At 67.8% G+C, this 18,318-nt stretch carries 17 protein-coding genes; 7 read left to right on the top strand and 10 right to left on the bottom strand.

Annotation, left to right across the window (positions count from 1 at the left end; genetic code table 11):
• Positions 1–2: 2 nt before the first annotated feature.
• From JZ791_RS11455 to JZ791_RS11445, 3 genes are all read right to left on the bottom strand, one after another.
• The gene (locus tag JZ791_RS11455) at positions 3–803 is read right to left on the bottom strand and encodes an ABC transporter ATP-binding protein (protein ID WP_216894217.1); all 801 of its coding nucleotides are present in this window, start codon (positions 801–803) and stop codon (positions 3–5) included.
• Between the two features lie 196 nt (positions 804–999).
• The gene (locus tag JZ791_RS11450) at positions 1,000–1,863 is read right to left on the bottom strand and encodes a methylenetetrahydrofolate reductase (RefSeq protein ID WP_216894216.1); all 864 of its coding nucleotides are present in this window, start codon (positions 1,861–1,863) and stop codon (positions 1,000–1,002) included.
• A complete protein-coding gene (locus JZ791_RS11445) occupies positions 1,860–3,233 on the bottom strand; it encodes a hypothetical protein (protein WP_216894215.1) in 1,374 nt (457 codons plus the stop codon). The genes JZ791_RS11450 and JZ791_RS11445 overlap by 4 nt, the downstream gene beginning before the upstream one ends.
• 301 nt (positions 3,234–3,534) lie before the next feature.
• Between JZ791_RS11445 and JZ791_RS11440 the strand changes: the two genes are divergently transcribed.
• The 3 genes from JZ791_RS11440 to JZ791_RS11430 all read left to right on the top strand — a co-directional run bounded on the left by JZ791_RS11440 (position 3,535) and on the right by JZ791_RS11430 (position 6,126).
• Positions 3,535–4,809 (top strand): PucR family transcriptional regulator, encoded by a 1,275-nt coding sequence (locus tag JZ791_RS11440; RefSeq protein ID WP_216894214.1) that lies wholly within the window; start codon positions 3,535–3,537, stop codon positions 4,807–4,809.
• The gene (locus JZ791_RS11435; RefSeq protein ID WP_216894213.1) at positions 4,791–5,687 is read left to right on the top strand and encodes a methylenetetrahydrofolate reductase; all 897 of its coding nucleotides are present in this window, start codon (positions 4,791–4,793) and stop codon (positions 5,685–5,687) included. The genes JZ791_RS11440 and JZ791_RS11435 overlap by 19 nt, the downstream gene beginning before the upstream one ends.
• 118 nt (positions 5,688–5,805) lie before the next feature.
• Positions 5,806–6,126, top strand: a complete 321-nt coding sequence (locus tag JZ791_RS11430) for an acyl-CoA dehydrogenase family protein (RefSeq protein ID WP_216894258.1) — start codon at positions 5,806–5,808, stop codon at positions 6,124–6,126.
• Positions 6,127–6,180: 54 nt separating this feature from the next.
• Here the strand turns inward: JZ791_RS11430 and JZ791_RS11425 are convergent, their stop codons facing one another.
• Positions 6,181–7,320, bottom strand: coding sequence for an acyl-CoA dehydrogenase family protein (locus JZ791_RS11425; protein WP_216894212.1), 1,140 nt, complete (start codon positions 7,318–7,320; stop codon positions 6,181–6,183).
• A gap of 29 nt (positions 7,321–7,349) precedes the next feature.
• The gene (locus JZ791_RS11420) at positions 7,350–8,546 is read right to left on the bottom strand and encodes an acyl-CoA dehydrogenase family protein (RefSeq protein ID WP_216894211.1); all 1,197 of its coding nucleotides are present in this window, start codon (positions 8,544–8,546) and stop codon (positions 7,350–7,352) included.
• A 170-nt stretch (positions 8,547–8,716) separates the two neighbouring features.
• On the opposite strand from JZ791_RS11420, the gene JZ791_RS11415 reads away from it, so the two are divergent.
• The 3 genes from JZ791_RS11415 to JZ791_RS11405 are packed head-to-tail and all read left to right on the top strand — an operon-like array spanning position 8,717 to position 11,497.
• Entirely contained in the window at positions 8,717–9,754 is a 1,038-nt protein-coding gene (locus JZ791_RS11415; protein WP_254205564.1) for a cyclase family protein, read from the top strand.
• 8 nt (positions 9,755–9,762) lie between these two features.
• Positions 9,763–10,626 carry an enoyl-CoA hydratase gene (locus JZ791_RS11410; protein ID WP_216894210.1) on the top strand — a complete coding sequence of 288 codons (864 nt, stop codon included), beginning with the start codon at positions 9,763–9,765 and terminating at the stop codon, positions 10,624–10,626.
• Positions 10,627–10,684: 58 nt separating this feature from the next.
• Positions 10,685–11,497 carry an SDR family NAD(P)-dependent oxidoreductase gene (locus tag JZ791_RS11405; protein ID WP_216894209.1) on the top strand — a complete coding sequence of 271 codons (813 nt, stop codon included), beginning with the start codon at positions 10,685–10,687 and terminating at the stop codon, positions 11,495–11,497.
• A gap of 196 nt (positions 11,498–11,693) precedes the next feature.
• On the opposite strand, the gene JZ791_RS11400 is transcribed toward JZ791_RS11405, so the two are convergent.
• From JZ791_RS11400 to JZ791_RS11380, 5 genes are all read right to left on the bottom strand, one after another.
• A complete protein-coding gene (locus tag JZ791_RS11400; RefSeq protein ID WP_216894208.1) occupies positions 11,694–11,906 on the bottom strand; it encodes a ferredoxin in 213 nt (70 codons plus the stop codon).
• A gap of 23 nt (positions 11,907–11,929) precedes the next feature.
• Positions 11,930–13,156: a cytochrome P450 gene (locus JZ791_RS11395; RefSeq protein WP_216894207.1), complete on the bottom strand. Its 1,227-nt coding sequence runs from the start codon at positions 13,154–13,156 to the stop codon at positions 11,930–11,932.
• Positions 13,157–13,825: 669 nt separating this feature from the next.
• Positions 13,826–14,575 (bottom strand): GntR family transcriptional regulator, encoded by a 750-nt coding sequence (locus JZ791_RS11390; protein WP_216894206.1) that lies wholly within the window; start codon positions 14,573–14,575, stop codon positions 13,826–13,828.
• A 58-nt stretch (positions 14,576–14,633) separates the two neighbouring features.
• Positions 14,634–15,791, bottom strand: a complete 1,158-nt coding sequence (locus JZ791_RS11385; RefSeq protein WP_216894205.1) for an acyl-CoA dehydrogenase family protein — start codon at positions 15,789–15,791, stop codon at positions 14,634–14,636.
• 22 nt (positions 15,792–15,813) lie between these two features.
• Entirely contained in the window at positions 15,814–16,992 is a 1,179-nt protein-coding gene (locus tag JZ791_RS11380; RefSeq protein ID WP_216894204.1) for a CaiB/BaiF CoA transferase family protein, read from the bottom strand.
• 169 nt (positions 16,993–17,161) lie between these two features.
• Here JZ791_RS11380 and JZ791_RS11375 point away from each other — a divergent pair, with 169 nt between their 5' ends.
• Complete coding sequence (locus JZ791_RS11375; protein ID WP_216894203.1) at positions 17,162–18,181, top strand: hotdog family protein; 1,020 nt, start codon at positions 17,162–17,164, stop codon at positions 18,179–18,181.
• Positions 18,182–18,318: the final 137 nt, after the last annotated feature.

The raw sequence follows: 18,318 nt of genomic DNA, 5'->3' as shown, positions 1-18,318 counted from the left end.
GGTCACGCGGCCTCGTTGTGGTCGAGTTCCGCCTTGAACAGACCCCACAACTCGTTGTACAGATCGGCGAATTCCCGCGATTCGACGAGCGAGCCGATATCACGCGGGCGGGAAAAGGGCACCTGCAGGACTTCCCGGACCGTGCCCGGCCCCCGGGACATCACCACGACCTCGTCGGCCAGGTAGATGGCTTCGTTGAGGTCGTGGGTGACGAATATCAGCGTGCCGCGCTGCTCCTGCCACAGATCCAGCAGATCCTGCTGCAGCCGCAGCCGGGTGATCGCGTCCAGCGGGCCGAAGGGCTCGTCCATCAGCACGATCGACGGGTCGTAGATCAGCGCCCGCGCGATGGACGCCCGCTTCTGCATCCCTCCGGAAAGCTCACGCGGATAATGGTTTTCGAAGCCGGTCAGCCCGACCACCTTGATCCAGTGGTTGATCCGGTCGTCGCGCTCGCCCTTGGGCACGTGGCGGAACTTCAGTGCCAGCCCGATATTCGCCCGGACACTGAGCCAGGGCAGCAGGTTCGCCTGCTGCGTGACGTACGCGGCCGCCGGGTTGAGCGCGGTGACCGGTTCGTCGTCGAAGTAGACCGTCCCCTCGGTCGGCGCGAGAAGTCCGGCCGCGAGATTGAGGATCGTGCTCTTCCCGCAGCCGCTCGGGCCGATGATCGCGACGAGCTTTCGTCGCGCGACGCGCAGCGACACATCCCTGATGGCGGGTCGATGACTTCCGGCGAACTCCAGCGTGACGCCGTCCAGCCGGAGCGCGTCGCCCGGTGGCCCGGGCTCCTGTGTGGTCATCCAAGTCTCCTTTGACCTTTCGAGGAGGAAGACAACCAGGCTACCGCCCTAGATTGTCTTACAATCTCAAGGAGAGACGATAGCAGCGCACACGTACCTAGGCAATAAATCCCCTTAGAGGGGCATAAGAAAACTCCTGACTCAAATATCTACGGACTCTTTGTATTACAAAGATCAATCTGTTGACATATCGTGCCTACCGGGCGTCCTCGCCTCCGCGGCGTGCGATGAACTCCGTTATCCACTCCACTGTGGCCTCCACCCCGCCAAAACTGTAGAAGTGGATCCGCACGTCGCCGTGCCGCCGCGGCTCCCACCGCCGAGCCAGATCCCGCAGGAACCGGTCGGGCCCCGCGGCGCCCACGAGGTTGGTGATCGAGAACCCGTACTTGCGCACGATCCCGGCACTCGTGCCCACCCCGAACCGGGTCGCGTACCGCACCAGGCGCCGGATGCCCGCCGGGCCGGGCACGCCCACCCGTACCGGCAGGGCGATCCCGCGCGAGCGGACCTCCTCGATCCAGTCCAGCACCGCGTCCGAGTCGAAACCGAACTGGGTGACCACCGAACCCGCCAGCCCGGTTTCGCTCAGCAGCGCGGCCTTGTCCTCCAGCGCACGCCACAGCACGTCGGTCGCGATATCGGGATGCCCCTCCGGATATCCGGCAATCCCGGCCTCGACCAGCCCGAATCGTCGCGGCATGGCGCTTCTCAGAACCGACAGCGCGTCCGGATACGGCCCGAGCGGGACGGCCGGATCACCACCGACCACGAACAGCCGGGCGGCGGCGGAGATATCGGCGAGGCAGGTCAGGAACTCCTCGAGTTCCCCGGACGACCGCAGCCGCCGCGCCGCCACGTGCGGCACCGGGACCAGCCCCAGGTCGCCGCAGACGCCGGCCGCCTTGACCCGGATCTCCAGATCCTCGCTGTCCAGGTAGGTCAGGTGCACCCGCGTACCCAGCGGGAGGTTCGGCGCGGCCGCGGTCAGCCGGTCGATGTCCTTTCCCGTGATCTCCAGGGAGAAATCCGACAGCAACGACGCCTCGCGCGGGCTCATGACTGCGAGACGCCGCGGTAGCGGGTGCGGGCGAAGCTGTCCAGCGGGGCGGCCTCGACGGTGGCGCGGATCTCGACCTGCTCGTGCGGCTCCACGGACGGCTTGTCCGACACCGGATTCTCGCCCCAGACGACGCGCACCTGCGTGCCCGGCCGCGCGAATTCCTCGTCGAGGACCGCGAGCGACACCACGGCCTGGTCACGCACGACGTACCCGCAGTCCATCGAGATGCCGACCCGCTCGTCGCCGACCAGCACCTCGTCCATCTGGAACTGTCCGTACCGCGCCTTGGGCAGGGAGAAATACTTGTAGGTCGGGCCCGGAGTCCACAGCGAGGAGAACAGGCGCGCGGCATCCTCGGGATGCCACACCAGGGTCACCTTGTGCCGCTGCGGTTCCCGGGCCCGGTCGCGCAGACCGTCCATGCCCACGAACTCGTGGTCGAACTTGACGTGCCGTCCGTAGCCCAGGTCGTAGGGCGTGACGTAGTAGTCGGCCACGTTCCGGGAGAACAGGCTGCCCGCCAGCGACCCGGCGCTGTTCGCGGGGAGCCACTCGCGATAGCCGGCCAGCGACTCGCCGGTATGAATGGCAGGCATGGGACCCGGGATCCAACCCGACTCCAGATTCGCCGTCGAGTAGGCCACCGACCCGACCTGCTTCATCCCGAATTCCGCACCCGCGCGCAGGATCGCCTCACGCACCGCGGGCCCGTCCGCCCACGGACCGAACAATTCGAACCCCACCTGGCCGGCCATGCCGTGGCGGATGGCCCGCACCCGCTTGCCGGCGATGGTGAAGGCGGTCATGCCGAAGAACCTGACCTCGGGCATCGGTTCCCCGGTCAGTTTCTCCACGAGGGCCGCGGTCACAGGCCCTTGGATCTCGTAGCGGTACTGCTTGGGCGGCAGGCCGCCGCGCTCGACGGACTGCGGATCACGCTCGACCGTCACGTCCCAGTCGCCGGTCAGCGCGTTGTACTCGACCCAGTCCAGCGCCGTCCGGCGGCCGACCAGATCGACCGACCGGTCGCCCAGCCCCACCAGAACACAGTCGCCGATGTAGTACCCGTCGTTGTTGACGGCCACGAACTGCTTGGCCTTGTCGTTTCCGAACCCGGTGAAGCTGTTGACGCCCAGGTACTCGAGCAGCCGCACGGTGTCCGGGCCCTGGACGAACAGGTCGACCATGTGATGCGACTGATCCATCAGCGCACACGAGGTGTGCCACGCCAGCGCCTCCTCCCGCCAGTTGGTGAACTCGGCGGGGACGAAGCCGAAACCGTGTGAGAATGCGCGGCGCGCCTGGTCACGCATGAGTTCGACCGGGTTGCCCACCCGATCGATCGCCGCCTGCAGGCTTTCGCTCACGACTCCACCTCGCCGGCGCTCGGCTCCGTCATGCGCGAGGCGCGCTGTGCCTGATGGTTCGCTCCGCTGCGCTCCACTCACTGCCTCACCCACGTTGTTTCCTTCCGTCGACGGACCCGCCGGACGATGTCTGCGGCGCCCGGCTCAGGTTCGCAAAACGCGCGTCCCCGGCGCACGGTCCCAGGGGCCAAGGCGAGCGGCCTGCGGATTGTGCTCGAACACAAAAGGACTGGACAGTGGCCTGCGGCTTCGTTCGGTGGTATCAAAGTCAGGACCAACTCATGTCCAGGAGCGCCGCCCGATGAGCCCAGACAGCACAGTCATGGACCTGCATCAGGTCGTGGCGTTGTGCAGCGAACTGTCCGGTGTCGCGACGGCCGACGGCGATCTGGATCGGATCGTCGCACTGGTCGCCCGTCGTGCCGGGGTGTGGGCCGCGGTGGTGGACGATTCGCTGTCGGTGCTGGCGCTCAGCGATGGCCCTGCCCCCGACCTGCTGGCCAGCGCGTTGGACAGCGACAAGGAAGCGGTCTCGCAGCTGATCTGCGCGGCCGCGCAGATGCGCCGCGCACTGTCCCTCCCGGCGTTCGGCGCCCGGGCCGTCTCACTCGTCGTCGCGCCCATCCTCGTGGGCGACGACGCCGTGGCCTACCTGCTCACCGCCGGTCACGACGCGGACGAGACCGGTGAGGACACCCGCATCCTGGTGACCGAGCACGCGGCCATGGTCAGCGCCGTAATCCTGGGCCGCCGTCGCGTCGTCGCCATCGCGGCGGGGCGTGCACGCCGTGAACTGTTCGACGGGCTGGTCCTCGTCGGAAACCGCACCGCGGCCGATATCGAGGGCTGGGCACGGCATCTCGGCATCGAACCGGGTCACCGACAGCGAGTGCTCCTGACCGCGGTGGACTCCGCGCAGGGCACGCCGGCGCCCGCCGTCACCGATCTCGTCGAGCATTTGATCGCCGCGCGCTGTCCCGACGCGACGGTCGTCAACCGCGGCACCGAGGTCGTCGCGCTGGTGCCGGGCGATGACGACGCGGGCCTGGCACGCAGACTCGGCGGCCTGGCCGAGCTGTGCCGGGAAACGGTCACCGCGCGATTCCCCGGGATCCGGATCGTCGCGGGCCTGAGCGATCCGCACACCGGCGCCGCCCGCATCAGCACCTCCTACGAGGAGGCCAGACGCGCCGTGGACATCGGGCGAACCTTCCCGGGGCTGTCCGGCGTCACCGTATTCGCCGAGCTGGGCGTGCACCGGTTGCTGGCGCAGGTGAGCGACGTCGCGGAACTCGGGCGGTTCACGCGGCACGTGCTGGGCGAACTGCTCGACTACGACCGGGCCAACGGCACCGGCTTCAGCGAGACGCTCGCGGTGTACTTCCGGGAGAACGGAAGTCCGCAACGCGCGGCGGCCCTGCTGCACACCCACCCGAACACGGTCGCCTACCGGCTGCGCCGGGCCGAGGAGATCGCCGGGGTGGACCTGGGTTCGTATACTGACCGCCTAGCGGTGCAGCTGGCTCTCGAGATCCTGAACGGCCTAGGCGGTGACCTGTGCGCGACCTCATCCTGAACGCCCGGGGAGCGCCGGTGCTGGGAGCCTACGTGGTCCCCCGCGAGGGCGACCGGGAACAGGCGGCACGCGCGGCGGCCGCGGTCCGCGACGCCGGGGCCGACCTCGTCGTCACGGCGACGTCCGGGCCCGAACGATCGCGCTATACCAGCACCAACCAGGCGATCGACCTGGCCGCCGCCTGCCGCGGCCGCGCCGGTGTGCCCACCGTCGCCACCGTCACCACCTGGAGCCGCACGGTCATGGCCTTGCAGGCGCACCTGCTGGGCGGCCACGCGCGCGGTGTCACCCGGCTGGTGTGCGGCAACGGCAGCGCGCCCAGCGACGAGGCGTCGTGGGGCGAGGGCCGGTGGGCCGTCGACGTGGTCGAGCTCATCGAACTGCTCGGCAACCTCAACGAGGGCATCGACCGGCACGGCCTGCGCCTGGAAACCCCGACCCACTTCGACATCGGGGTCCGCATCCGCGCGGTCCCCCGGCTCACCGCCGCCGACCGGATCCGCATCCGGCGCAAGATCGACGCCGGCGCGCACTTCATCGTCACCAGCCCGGTCTATCGCCCGGAAGCGCTCGAACCGCTGCTCGACGTCATCAACGGCGACGTCCCCGTGGTCGCGACCCTGCACGCCCTGGGCTCGGCCGCCGAGGCGGACCTGCTACGAGGCGAACTCGCGCCGGACTGCATCCCCGCGACACTCGTCCGGCGCCTGGAACGCGCGGCGGACGGCGCGGCCGAAGAGGGCAGGAATATCGCCGTCGAGGTGGCGGCCGAGATCGCCGCCGCGACCCGAGGCGTCCTGCTGTCCCGATCCGACCAGCCCGACCTGGTGTCCCGCGTCAAGGCCGTACTGCCCCGCCCCGCCCTCGAGTCGCCGTAGCCGATCCACGATCGCGCCGTTTCGATACACCAACCTCGGCTGACCGGTGGCCGCGAGCGGGTCTCGGACCACCGGTGGATCGAATCGCTGATCAGCCACCGACCGTCGGGGTGTTCCTCTGCGGTCACGGCTCGCCGAGGCGACCGAACTGCTCGACGGTGCCGTCGACCGAGCCCTCGCATGTAACGCCGCCCTCGACAACGGCGAGATGGACACGGCGCGGAAAATCGCACAGGGACGTGACGCACTCGCGTCCGCCGCGAAAGACGCTCTCGCGGCGCTGGAACGAATGCTCGATCTCCACGGCACCAAAGGGATGGCCGCCGCGCATCCCGTCCAGCGGTTCTGGCGGGACGCGTCCGTCGGCGCCCGGCACGTACTGCTCAATCGGTTCATGATCGAGGAGGAGTACGGAAAGCTCCTGGTGCGGACCATGTGAGGCGCTGGATTCCGGGCGAAAAACTCGCCGAACAGCGGGAGGACCGTTGCGGTGTCAGGCCGCTCCGGCGATGGAATCCAGGACCGCGTGCGCGACGTTGTCGATGTGCTGTTCGGGCGTGCCGAGCACCAGCGCATCGGTGGTGGCGCGCTTGAAGTACAGCTGCGGCGTTCCCTCCCAGGTGAATCCGAGGCCGCCGTGCATCTGGATGGCGCTGGTGCTGATCCAGGTCGACGATTCCGAGGCGACGCCACGGGCCATGCTCACTGCCAGGCGCGGGTTATCGCTGGCATCCTCGAGTGCCCAGGCGGCGTGGTACGCGGCCGAGCGCGCCTGCTCCAGCGCGACGAGCATGTTCGCGCAGCGATGTTTCACCGCCTGGAACGCGCCGATGGGCTGACCGAACTGGAGACGGCCGCTGACGTGCGCGACCGTCGCGTCCAGCATCTGCCGCGCGACCCCCACCTGCTCGGCGGCCAGCAGTGCGGCGCCGACCAGGGCCGCGCGCTCGATCACCTCGGTGGCTTCGTCCGGTCCGGCGATCTGCCGGGCGGGAGTGTTGCGTAGTGCGAGATCGGCCTGGCGGCGGGTGAGATCCATCGTCGAGAGCGCCGTGCGGGTCAGCCCCGCGGCGTCGGCGTCGACGGCGAACAGCGCCACCTGGTTCGCGACGGTCGCCGCGACCAGGATGAGATCCGCGCTCGCGCCGTCGGGTACGAACGACGCGGTGCCGTCGAGGATCCACTCGTCCCGATCCTGCCGTGCCGCGACGGTGATCCCATCGATGCCGAGGCTGCCGTCCCGGATCGGCGCGGCCAGGGTCGCGATCCGTTCGCCCGCAAGTATTTCCGGCAGATAGCGCGCCTTGACCTCTTTGTCGGACAACGCGGCGAGCGCGGGCACGGCGAGGCACAGGCAGCCGAGCACCGGACCGCAGAGCAGGGATGCGCCCAGTTCCTCCAGCACGATCGCCTGATAGACCAGACCCGCGCCGGCGCCGCCGTACTCCTCCGGCACCGCCAAGCCCAGCACGTCGAGCTCACTGCCCAGCCGGCGCCACAGGGCCGGATCGAAACCGCTGTCGGAGAGCATCGTTTCGCGCACGACCGGCTCGGGCGAGGTGGTGGCGCAGAAATCGCGCATCATCGATCGCAGCTCGAGCAGATCGTCGGTGAATTCGAACTCCTGGGGCATCGCACTTCCTCGAGGTCGGTCGGAATAAGTCATCGGGGCACTTCGCGCCAGGGGATGCGCTTGTCGTTGCGGGTTTCCTGCGGGAGTTTCAGCACCCGCTCGCCCACTACGTTGCGCAGGATCTCGGACGTGCCGCCCTCGATCGTGGTCGCGCGCGAACGCAGATACTTGCGCTGAATGCCGGTGGGACCGCTCTCGTCGTCGAGGGCGTCGGGAGAATACGTGTCGACCAACGTGCCCTCGGGACCGAGCAGTTCGATGCAGAACTCGTAGATGTGCTGTGTCAGTTCCGATCCCACCAGCTTGGTGATGGCGCTCTCCGGGCCCATGACGCCGCGGGTCGCGGCCGACACCCGCGCCCTGTCGGTGGTGAGCCGATGGGTCTCGGCGCGAATCCACAGGCGGGCCAAGCGCTCTCGCAACACCGGCGTGCGCCTGTGGGGGTAGCGCTCCCACAGCTCCAGCGCGTCCGCGATGGCGCCGCTGCCGCGGGCCGGAACCCGGTCGCCCAGCGATGTGCGCTCGTCGCCGAGCGTGCTGTTCGCGACGATCCAGCCCGCGCCGACCTCACCGAAGCGCTGGGTGTCCGGGATGTACGCGCCGTCGAGGAATACCTCGTTGAACTGCGCGCGGCCGGTCAGCTGGCGCAGTGGCCGCACGTCGACACCGGGTGAGTGCATGTCGATGATGAAGTACGTCAGCCCCTTGTGCTTGGGCACGTCGGGATCGGTGCGTGCCAGCAGCACACCCCAGCGAGCGGTGTGAGCGAGGCTGTTCCACACCTTCTGGCCCGTGATCCGCCAGCCGTCCCCGTCGCGGACCGCGCGAGTCGCCAGACCGGCGAGATCGGAACCGGCGCCGGGCTCACTGAAGAGCTGGCACCATTTTTCCTCCCCGGTGGCCAGCGGGCGCAGCAGGGCCGCGGCCTGCTCGGTGGTCGCGTAGCGGCGGATCGTACCGGCGACGATCCCGTATCCGATCGTGTTCACCGTGCGCGGCTCGGGGCCGCCGGCCTCGCGCATGATGCTGTTCGCCAGCGGTTGCAGCGCCCGCGCCGCCTCCAGGCCGCCGAGGCCGACGGGGAAGTGCACCCAGGTCAGCCCGGCGTCGTACCAGGCGCCCATGAGTTCGGTCAGCGGCGTCTCCCGGGGCGGGTGCTCGCTCACCACCTTCCGGGCCAGCGATTCGATCGTCGCGGCGTCGGGAACGGTCGACGGGGCTGTCATACGCGCCCTTCCTGGGGAGTCGATGGGCGGACTACGGGAGTGCCCGCCACGAAGTACATATCATGTTCTAACATAACTAAAGCAGTGCGCCAACCTGCGTTATTGTTGACATACACAACAGTAGCATTTAATACTGCAAGGGAGGCGCGCAACGGTGCCCGCCTCTCTCCATGGTTTGCCGCATCCCCGAGGAGCTCCCCATCAGTGAAGCCAAGAAGCCGAGCGCGACGCGGCCGGTGATCTCCGCTCGCCGGTCCTACAGCGAGGCCGACGTGCGTGAGATGGCCTCGCGCTATCGCACCTGGGGCCGATGGGGAGACGACGACGGGCGCGGCAGCACCAACTACGTCACGGCGGAGACGGTACGGGCCGCGGCCGCTCTGGTACGGACCGGAGAGGTCTTCTCGCTGAGCATCCCGCTCGACCGGACGGGGCCCAATCGCGGCCGGCCCGGCAGTGCGCGGGTCAATCCGCAACATGTGATGTACAAGCACGGCGGGGACCTGCTCGCGGACTGGGACAACGCCGGCCACGGCATGCAGTCCACCGATGACGGCATCTACATGCCGTTGCAGGCGGGCACCCAGTGGGACGCCTTCTGCCACGTCTTCTTCGACGGCCAGACCTATAACGGTCAGGGGCCGCAGACCGTCACCGGCCAGGGCGCGAGCCGCAACGCGATCACCGAGGTGGTCGAAACCACAACCGGCCGTGGCGTTCTGCTCGATGTCGCGCGGTACTTCGAGGTGCCGTGGCTGGAGCCGGAGCAGGCGATCCAGGATGTCGACCTGGCCGCGTGCGCGCAGGCGCAGGGCGTGGAGATCGGCGAGGGCGATTTCGTGCTCGTGCGGACCGGTCATATGGCTCGCCGCAGGCAGGAGGAGTTCTGGGGTGACTACGCGGCCGGTCCGGCGCCGGGCCTGGGCCTGAGCGCGTGCGATTACCTGCTGCCGCGCAAGGTCGCCGGAATCGCTTCGGACACATGGGGTCTGGAGGTCGTCCCGTGTGAATCGCTGCCCGAGGTCAAGTTCGGCATGCACGTCGTGCTGCTGGTCAACGCCGGCGTGCTGATCGGCGAGATCTGGGATCTGGACGCGCTCGCCGCCGCGTGCGCGTCGGACGGCCGTTACGACTTCATGCTCTGCGCCCCGCCCCTGTCCGTCACCGGCGCCGTGGGTGCGCCCTTGAATCCGATCGCTATCAGGTGAGGTTGCCGATGTCCGAATATCGTTTTATCCGTTACGAATCCCTGGACGAGGGGAAAATCGCCAGGATCACGCTCGACCGGGCGCGGTATCGAAATGCGCAGAATCGCACCCTGCTCGTGGAACTCGACGACGCGATGCTGCGCGCCGAAGCCGACGACGACGTGCGAGTGGTGATCATGGCCGGCGAGGGACAGTCGTTCTCGTCGGGGCACGACATGGGGACGGCGGATCGTGAGAAAGAACGCGCCCCGGGACCGGATCAGCATCCGACGTTCGCGTTGAACGGCGCCACCCGCAAGGGTGCGGAGAAACGCATGATCCAGGAATGGCATTACTACTACCAGAACTCGGTGCGGTGGCGGAATCTGCGCAAGATCACGATCGCCCAGGTTCAGGGCGACGTCTTGGCCGCGGGTTTGACGCTGGCCTGGTCCTGCGACCTCATCGTCGGCGCCGAGGGCACGACCTTCGCCGATCCCGTCGGCGTGCGGCTGGGCATGTGCGGTATGGAATATTTCGCGCACCCGTGGGAATTCGGAATCCGGCGGGCCAAGGAACTGCTGCTCACCGGTGACTCGATCGGCATCGACGAGGCGCACCGCATCGGAATGGTGAGCCGGATATTCCCTGCCGATGAATTGGCCGAACGCACACTCGATTTCGCCCGGACGGTCGCCGCGCGGCCCACGGTGGCTGCATTGCTGATCAAAGAGGCAGTCAACCAAACCCAGGACATTCAGGGTTTCACCAACGCGATGCAGGCGGCCTTCAGCATTCACCAGATCAACCACGCCCATTGGGCGGAGATTCACGACGACAAGGTCGCGCACGCGCATGTCGAGGATGGCGCCGTCGACTGGCGCAACCGATAAGCGTCCGCCGATCGAGACGACCCCGCCCGCCCACTGACACAACAGGAGAGATCTACCGATGCCGATCGAGCCGGACGCCAATGTCGTCCCTGATTACGCCTCATTCATGCGCCTGGACGGCCAGGTCCATGTCGTTCTCGGCGCCGGACAGGGGATCGGTTATCAGAGCGCGCACGCCCTGGCTGCCTACGGGGCGACCGTCGTGTGCGTCGACCGCGAGGACGAGCGTGCCAAGGCCGTGGCCGCCGAGGTCGGCGGGGTTCCCTATGTCGGGGAGCTGACCTCGCGGGAGTCGGTCGCCGCGATCTTCGATTTCGTGGAAAAGGAATTGGGCCGCCTGGACGGTGTGGTCGACATCGTCGGCCTCGCCCGCTACAAGGCGCTGGTCGACCTGACCGACGACGACTGGCAGTGGCATCTGGACATCGTGCTGAAGCATGCCTATCTGGCGATCGAGTACGCCGCACGATTCTGGCAGCGGACCGGTACCAGCGGCGCGATCGCGGTGGTGGCATCCGTTGCGGGCCTGCAGAGTTCGCCCAAGCTCGCGGCCTACGGGGCGATGAAGGCCGCGCTGATGTCGTTGGTGCGCACCTCGGCGGTCGAGCTGGGCCCCGCGGGCATCCGGGTCAATGCCGTTGCGCCCGGGACGGTTCGGACGCCGCGTGCGCAGGCCAATCCGAAGTGGACCCAGGAACTGCTGGACTCGAACGTCGCCAAGACGCCGACCGGGAGGCTCTCCTACCCGGCGGATATCGCCACGGCGCTGCTGTTCCTGGTCTCGCCGCTGTCCCGGCAGATCACCGGCGAGACGCTCGTCGTCGACGGCGGCAACATGATTCTGTTCAACGTCGATTCGCCCACTCCCTGAGATCCCGCAGTACGGACGCATCGTGTGCCGAGCCGCAACCGCGGCTCGGCACACGTGTATTCGAGGCAACGGTTCGTCCGGCCCGGTCTACTCCGGCCAGTCCGTCTACTCCGGCAGGATCCGAGTCGACCTGAAAAAGCCGGCGGCACGGGCGAGTTCGGATCCTGTTCGCGCCCGTGCCGCCGCTGCGTCATGATCAGTCGATCCGAATGGCCCCCATCGGGCACAGGGCCGCGGCGGTCTGCGCCGAATCGGCAGCGTCATCGGCCAATTCGGGCGAGACGTACTCGTCGGAGGCCTCGTTACGGAACGACAGCTTCCCGTCGTCGTCGAGCGCGAACACCTCCGGTGCGCTGAAGCTGCACTGGCCCATGTTCTGGCAGACGTGGAGGTCGACGGCGAATTTCATACTTGTCCTTTCGAATTCGCGGCTCAGCCGAAGATCGGCGCGACCGCGTTGTCGACGACCTTCGATCCGGGGGTGAACCGCACCGGGATACCGGCAGGTCCCCCGACCATCGGAGCCTCGCCGAGTTCGGGCCAGTCGACCGGACCGGCCAGCTCCATATCGGGCATCCGGCGGATCATCGCGCCGAACATCGTGGTCAGCTCCAAGCGCGCGAGGTGGGCGCCGAGACAGTGATGGCGTCCACCACCGAATGTCAGGTGCGGGTTGAGCTTTCGGGTGATATCGAAGGTGTCCGGGTTCTCGAAGACCGCGGGGTCGCGGTTCGCGGCGCCGTAGTACATGACGACCTTTTGCCCCGCGCGAATCTGCGTGCCGCCCAGTTCGGTATCGCGAGTGGCCGTGCGGCGCATGGCCATGATCGGCGGAGTGAAGCGCAGGATCTCCTCGAGCGCCTTGGGCAGCAGCCGCGGATCATCGACCAGGGCCTGCCGGGCCTCCGGATGTTCGAACAGGGTCAGCATGCCGGTCGAGAGCACGTTGCGCGAGGTATCGCTGCCCGCGCTGACCAGGAGCTGGAAATCGACCTGGAATTGGAACTCGTCGACCGGAATGCCCATGATCTCGCCGTGCGCGATCCGGCTGAGGGTGTCCTCGCGCGGGACGTCCTTGCGCTCCTGATACGCGGTGGTCGCGTGCTGGAACAGGGTCATCATGGCCTCCAGGCCGATGCCCTCGGAGGTGCTGATGGACCGGGTCAGGACCTCGGCGGCGTGGAACATCGCCAGTGAGTGGTCACGATCGAGCCCCATCAGGTCGGCGATGGCGAAACTGGCCATCTTGCCGGACAGATCCTCGACCAGGTCGGCCTCGCCCTTCTCGATCACCAGGTCGATGATCGAGTCGACAAGCGTCTCCATACCCTCGCGGGCCGGCCGGACACGGGTCAGACCGATTTCCGGCGCGAGCATCTCGCGGTGCGCGGTGTGGTGCGGCGCGTCGGAGAAGATCAGGTGCTTGTGCGTCTCGTCGCCGATCTGGTTCTTGTCCGAGATCGTCACCGTCGGCTCGTTGGAGAAGGTCTCGCTGTCGAGTTCGACCTGCTTGATGTCCTCGTGCCGCGTGAGCGCCCAATATCCCGGGCCGTCCGGCTCCTCCTGCCAGTGGACCGGGTCGTTCTCGCGCAGATACTTGTAGATCTCGTAGGGGGCACCGGTGCGGAAGTTTTCCGGGTTCTGCAGGTCAGTGTTCATCGGTGTTCTTTCGTCGTCGGATCGGCGAGCCCTAGGGACGCTTCATGAGTGGGCTGTATCACTGTCGTGATGTAAGCATTGTGCAATTATGTTGTGATGGAGTCAACAACACAGTAAATTGCTACTTGTGCGAGTTTGTGCCTGCGGTTCAGGTTGAGCCGTGCCTCGACGGCGACATCGTTAACAAGATTGCGAGGGTCGGACGACCTGCTCGCGTACTTCGCCTGCCGGCGGTCCGACGGTCCAGCGACCCGACGACCCAGCGGTCCAGCGACCCAGCGACCCAACGAACCGGCGGTCCAGCGCTCCAGCGACCCAGCCGCCCAGCGAAGCGGCGCTCCAGCAGTCCAGCGCTCCAGCGACCCGGCGGTACAGGTGACCCGGCGACCCAGCCGCCCAACGAACCGGCGGTCCAGCGATTCGGCCGCAAGGCCGCAAGGCCGCAAGGCCGCAAGGCCGCAAGGCCGCAAGGCCGCAAGGCCGCAAGGCCGCAAGGCCGCAAGGCCGCAAGGCCGCAAGGCCGCAAGGCCGCAAGGAGATTGTGCGGGACTACCGCACGACAGCCTGTGTCCGGGGCCAGGCTGCGGGCTGCGGGCTGCGGGCTGCGGGCTGCGGGCTGCGGGCTGCGGGCTGCGGAGAGATTGTGCGGGACTTACTGCACGATCACGCTCAGTCGGTGCGCTGCCGCAGCAGATTGGTGCGGTAGGTGTACTGGTCGGGTAGGAAGTAGCCCACCGACAGTTCGACCGGTTCGGCCCGGGAGCTCACGAACAGCCGGTCGATACGCAAGATCGGCGAGCCGGGAGCGCAGCCGAGGAATCCGGCGACCACGTCGTCGGCCGCCACCGCGGCGATCGACTGCTGAGCCTGATCGATCGGATCGGGCAGCCGCCCCTCCAGCAGGCCGATCACCGTGGCGGCGGACGTTGTGCCGAGCGTTGTAAATTCTGTTGTGTCACTGACGATCTCCGCCACCCTGGGGGGCATGGATACCGTCGTCCAGCCGAACGCGATGTCGTGGTGGGACCGGACGTAGCCCAGCGAATAGACGATATCGTCGTCCAGCCCGAGCCGTGCCGCCGCCGCGATGTCCACCTGGCGGCCGAGCGGCCGCACCAGCTCGATACTGGTGTCCTCCGCGAGCCCGAGCAGGTCCTCGAACGAACCGAACTGGCGGGCGTATTTGGCCTGGTGGTCGGCGACGAAGGTGCCGCGCCCGGGAATCCGGTCCACCAGTCCCGCGCCCACCAGCTCCAGATACGCGCGACGTATCGTCTGACGACTGAGCTGATACCGATTCGCCAGCTCGGATTCGGTCGGCAGACGACGCTGCGCCGAGTATTCGTCACGTTCGATGGCAGCCCGCAGGTCGTCGGCGACCACCAGGTACGCCGGTCGCTGCTCGCCGCGCTCTGTCATCGCGTTCCCTGGCTCCTGTTCGGTCGGACCACGACACCATAAGCGACCAGGCGCGGTGTCAGAACGTCAGACCACCCCGCGCGACCAGCTGGCCGGCGATGACGTTGCGCTGGATCTCGTTGGTCCCCTCCCCGACGATCATCAGCGGGGCGTCGCGGAAGTAGCGTTCGACGTCGTATTCGGTCGAGTAGCCGTACCCGCCGTGAATCCGAATGGCGTCCAGGGTGATCTCCGCGGCCACCTCGGACGCGTAGAGCTTGGCCATCCCCGCCTCCATATCGACGCGGGCGCCGGCGTCGAAACGTTCGGCCGCGTGCAGGGTCAGCTGCCGTGCCGCGGACAGTTTGGTGGCCATATTCGCCAGGTAGTGACCGATCGCCTGATGCTTCCAGATCGGCTTGCCGAAGCTCTCCCGCTGCTGGGCGTATGCCAGGGCATCGTCGAAGGCGGCCTGCGCGACCCCGAGCGCGCGCGAGGCGACCTGGATACGACCGGTCTCCAGCCCCTTCATCATCTGGGCGAAACCGTGTCCCTCGACGCCGCCGAGCACCGAGGACACCGGCGTGCGGTATCCGTCGAAGGACAGCTCGCAGGATTCGACGCCCTTGTATCCGAGCTTGGGCAGATCCCGGGAGACCGTCAGGCCCGGCCCGTGCTCGACGAGCAGGATCGAGATGCCGCGATGCCGGGGCGTGGCCGCCGGATCGGTCTTGCACAGCAGGGCGATCAGGCCCGAGCGACGGGCATTCGAAATCCAGGTCTTCGCGCCGCTGACGACGAACTCGTCCCCGTCCCGCCGCGCCGTGGTGGTCAGGGCTTGCAGGTCCGAGCCGCCGCCCGGCTCGGTGAGGGCCATGGTGGCCCGCAACTCGCCGGTCGCCATGCGGGGCAGATAGTGATCCTTCTGCTCCTGGGTTCCGAACTCGGAGAGCAGTTTGGCCACGACGGTATGCCCGCCCATCGCGCCGGCCAGGCTCATCCAGCCGCGGGCGAGTTCGGTGGTCACCGCCACGTAGCACGGCATCGACACCTTGACCTCGCCCCACGGCTCGGGCACGGCCAGGCCGTAGATCCCCAGCTGCTTCATCTGCTCGATCAAGGCTTCGGGGTAGGTGTTGGAATGCTCCAATTCCCTTACCACGGGCCGTACTTCGCGGTCGACCCACTCGGCCACGGTCGCGACGATCGCGCGCTCTTCCTGGTTCAGTTCACTCATGCTTGTGCCTTCTTCGGGGAGGTCAGAGGGTCCCTTGGGACCGCAGTCGGTCGATGTCGGCGGCGCTGCGCCCCAGCTCGGTCAGTATCGCGTCGGTGTGCTCGCCGATCGCGGGCACGGCGGCCATGCGCGGTTCGCCGCCGCTGAAGACCGCTGGCGGTTTGAGCGCCTTGATCGCTCCACCGGGGGTGTCGACCTCGACCCAGCGGTCACGCGACACCAGAGCCGGATGATCGGCGAACTGCGTCATCGTATTGACGCGGGCATTGGCGATCGCCGCGGCGTCGAGCCTGCCGATCGCGTCGTCGGTGCTCAGCCGCGCGAATCGTGCCGTGATGATCGCGTTGAGTTCCGTGCGGTGCGCGCAGCGGGCCGGATTGGTGACGAAGCGGGGATCGTCGGCAAGTTCCGGCTGCTCGATCACGTTGGTGCAGAAGGCAAGCCATTCTCGCTGATTCTGGATCGCGAGCATGACGATGTCGCCGGTGGCGCAGGCGTAGGGGCCGTAGGGCGCGATCGTCGCGTGTTCGGCACCGGCGCGCGGCGGTGGGGTTCCGCCGTACATCGTGTAATACGCGGGGTTGCCCATCCACTCGGCCAGCGCGTCGAACAGGGAGACCTCCAGCGTGGAGCCCTTCCCGGTGGTGGCCCGTTGCAGCAGCGCGGTGAGGATTCCCGAGTACGCGTACATGCCTGCGGCGATATCGGCGACCGAGATCCCCGCGCGGGCGCCGGCCTCCGGGGTTCCGGTGACCGACACCAGGCCCGTCTCGGCCTGGACCAGCAGGTCGTAGGCCTTGCGATGAGACCAGGCGCCCGTGGTGCCGTAGCCGGAAACGGTGCAGTGCACCAGCCGTGGGTGCACGGCGGTCAGCGTCGGCGCGTCGAGTCCGAGCCGGTCGATCGCCCCCGGGCCGAGGTTGTTCACGAAGACATCGGCCGTGTCGATCAACTCGCGCAGGATCTGCCCGCCCTCGGGGCTCTTGAGGTCGAGGGTCAGCGATTCCTTGGAACGGTTGAGCCACACGAAGTAGCTCGACTGGCCGTACACGGTTTCGTCGTATCGCCGTGCGAAGTCGCCCGCGCCCGGGCGCTCGACCTTGATCACCCGTGCGCCGAGATCCGCGAGCTGGCGGGTGGCGAACGGCGCCGCGACGGCCTGTTCCAGGCTGATCACCGTCATACCGTCGAGTGGCTGCATACGGGCCCTCCTCTCTTCGATAGGAAATGTACGGCCATTTCTACCCCGAGGCAAGCCGCCTCCGGGTCGCCGCTGTGGATTATGGCGTTTTCGTGGCCTATCTCCCATTGACGTACGGCCCGCGCGGGCGGCATATTGGCCGTACAAATAGACTTGCGGCAGGAGGACCATGGATACGACGGCCGGCTCGCCAGCGGATACCGTGCAGGTTCGCGGCGTCTACTTCGATGAACTCGAGGTCGGCGCGACATTCGACGCCCCGTCGGTGACCCTCACCGACGGGATGCAGGCCACGCACGGCGCGATCGTCGGCAACCGGCTGCGAATCTCGCGCGACGCCGTGCTGTCCGAGGCCGTGACAGGCGCTCGGTCTCCGATCGCCTCGCCCGCGCTGGTGTGGGATACCGCGATCGGGCAGTCGACCGTTGTCACCCAACGCGTTCGGGCCAATCTGTTCTATCGGGGCCTGCGCTTCCATCGGCTCCCAGCGATCGGCGACACCCTCTCGACGATGACCCGAGTCGAGGGCCTCAAGCAGAACTCGGCCAAACCCGGCCGCGCGCTCACCGGCCTGGCCGCCCTGCACATCACCACCACCGACCAGCACGATCGCATCGTGCTGGACTTCTGGCGGTGCGCGATGCTGCCGCTGTCCCCCGGCAGCGAGCCCACCGGCCATGCCGACGATCTGTCGGCGCTGGGCAGCGCGATCGCCGACGGCGAGCTGACCGAGGCCGTACAGGGCTGGGATCTGACGGCCTTCCGCGACCGGGTGCCCGGACCGCACTTCGGGCAGTTGGACCGCGCCTGGCGGATCGAGGGTGCCGACGTTGTCACGTCGGCCCCCGAACTGGCCCGGCTCACGGGCAATCTCGCGACCGTCCATCATGATGCGGTCGCCGCGGGCGGGGATCGGCTCGTCTACGGCGGGCACACCATCGGCCTCGCCTTCCATCAGGTGTGCCGGGCGATTCCAGCGCTGGTCACAGTCCTCGCCTGGGACGGTTGCGATCACGTGGGCCCGGTTCACGAGGGCGACACCCTGCGTTCGACGATCACCGTGCAGCGGGGCTGGGAACTGCCCGAGGGAGGCGGCATCGCGCAGCTGCGCGTGCTCGTCGATGCCACGCGAGGCGATGGTTCGGTCGCGCCGGTTCTCGACTGGTCCCTGTACGCCCTGCTCGCATGAGTGTCGCCGTACTCGTTGTGCGCCAACGTGACACGTAACGCCCGTGCTTCCCTTGCGGAGGTGCGGGCCGATCGTGCCGTTGATCCCTACGTGGTTACACCGAGCCGTACAGCGAACTGTCCGTTGCCGATGAGATC

Source organism: Nocardia alni, assembly GCF_019038435.1.
GTDB classification, from domain to species: domain Bacteria; phylum Actinomycetota; class Actinomycetes; order Mycobacteriales; family Mycobacteriaceae; genus Nocardia; species Nocardia alni.
Note: the sequence above shows the minus strand (reverse complement) of the source record. Positions and strands in the feature narration are given on the sequence as shown.

Bases quoted from the DNA above. Each gene is read 5' to 3' on its own strand.
- JZ791_RS11380 (WP_216894204.1), bottom strand. From the start codon at position 16,992: ATGCAGCCACTCGACGGTATGACGGTGATCAGCCTGGAACAGGCCGTC.
- JZ791_RS11405 (WP_216894209.1), top strand. From the start codon at position 10,685: ATGCCGATCGAGCCGGACGCCAATGTCGTCCCTGATTACGCCTCATTC.
- JZ791_RS11450 (WP_216894216.1), bottom strand. From the start codon at position 1,863: ATGAGCCCGCGCGAGGCGTCGTTGCTGTCGGATTTCTCCCTGGAGATC.
- JZ791_RS11375 (WP_216894203.1), top strand. From the start codon at position 17,162: ATGGATACGACGGCCGGCTCGCCAGCGGATACCGTGCAGGTTCGCGGC.
- JZ791_RS11440 (WP_216894214.1), top strand. From the start codon at position 3,535: ATGAGCCCAGACAGCACAGTCATGGACCTGCATCAGGTCGTGGCGTTG.
- JZ791_RS11400 (WP_216894208.1), bottom strand. From the start codon at position 11,906: ATGAAATTCGCCGTCGACCTCCACGTCTGCCAGAACATGGGCCAGTGC.
- JZ791_RS11390 (WP_216894206.1), bottom strand. From the start codon at position 14,575: ATGACAGAGCGCGGCGAGCAGCGACCGGCGTACCTGGTGGTCGCCGAC.
- JZ791_RS11415 (WP_254205564.1), top strand. From the start codon at position 8,717: ATGGTTTGCCGCATCCCCGAGGAGCTCCCCATCAGTGAAGCCAAGAAG.
- JZ791_RS11395 (WP_216894207.1), bottom strand. From the start codon at position 13,156: ATGAACACTGACCTGCAGAACCCGGAAAACTTCCGCACCGGTGCCCCC.
- JZ791_RS11425 (WP_216894212.1), bottom strand. From the start codon at position 7,320: ATGCCCCAGGAGTTCGAATTCACCGACGATCTGCTCGAGCTGCGATCG.
- JZ791_RS11385 (WP_216894205.1), bottom strand. From the start codon at position 15,791: ATGAGTGAACTGAACCAGGAAGAGCGCGCGATCGTCGCGACCGTGGCC.
- JZ791_RS11420 (WP_216894211.1), bottom strand. From the start codon at position 8,546: ATGACAGCCCCGTCGACCGTTCCCGACGCCGCGACGATCGAATCGCTG.
- JZ791_RS11455 (WP_216894217.1), bottom strand. From the start codon at position 803: ATGACCACACAGGAGCCCGGGCCACCGGGCGACGCGCTCCGGCTGGAC.
- JZ791_RS11410 (WP_216894210.1), top strand. From the start codon at position 9,763: ATGTCCGAATATCGTTTTATCCGTTACGAATCCCTGGACGAGGGGAAA.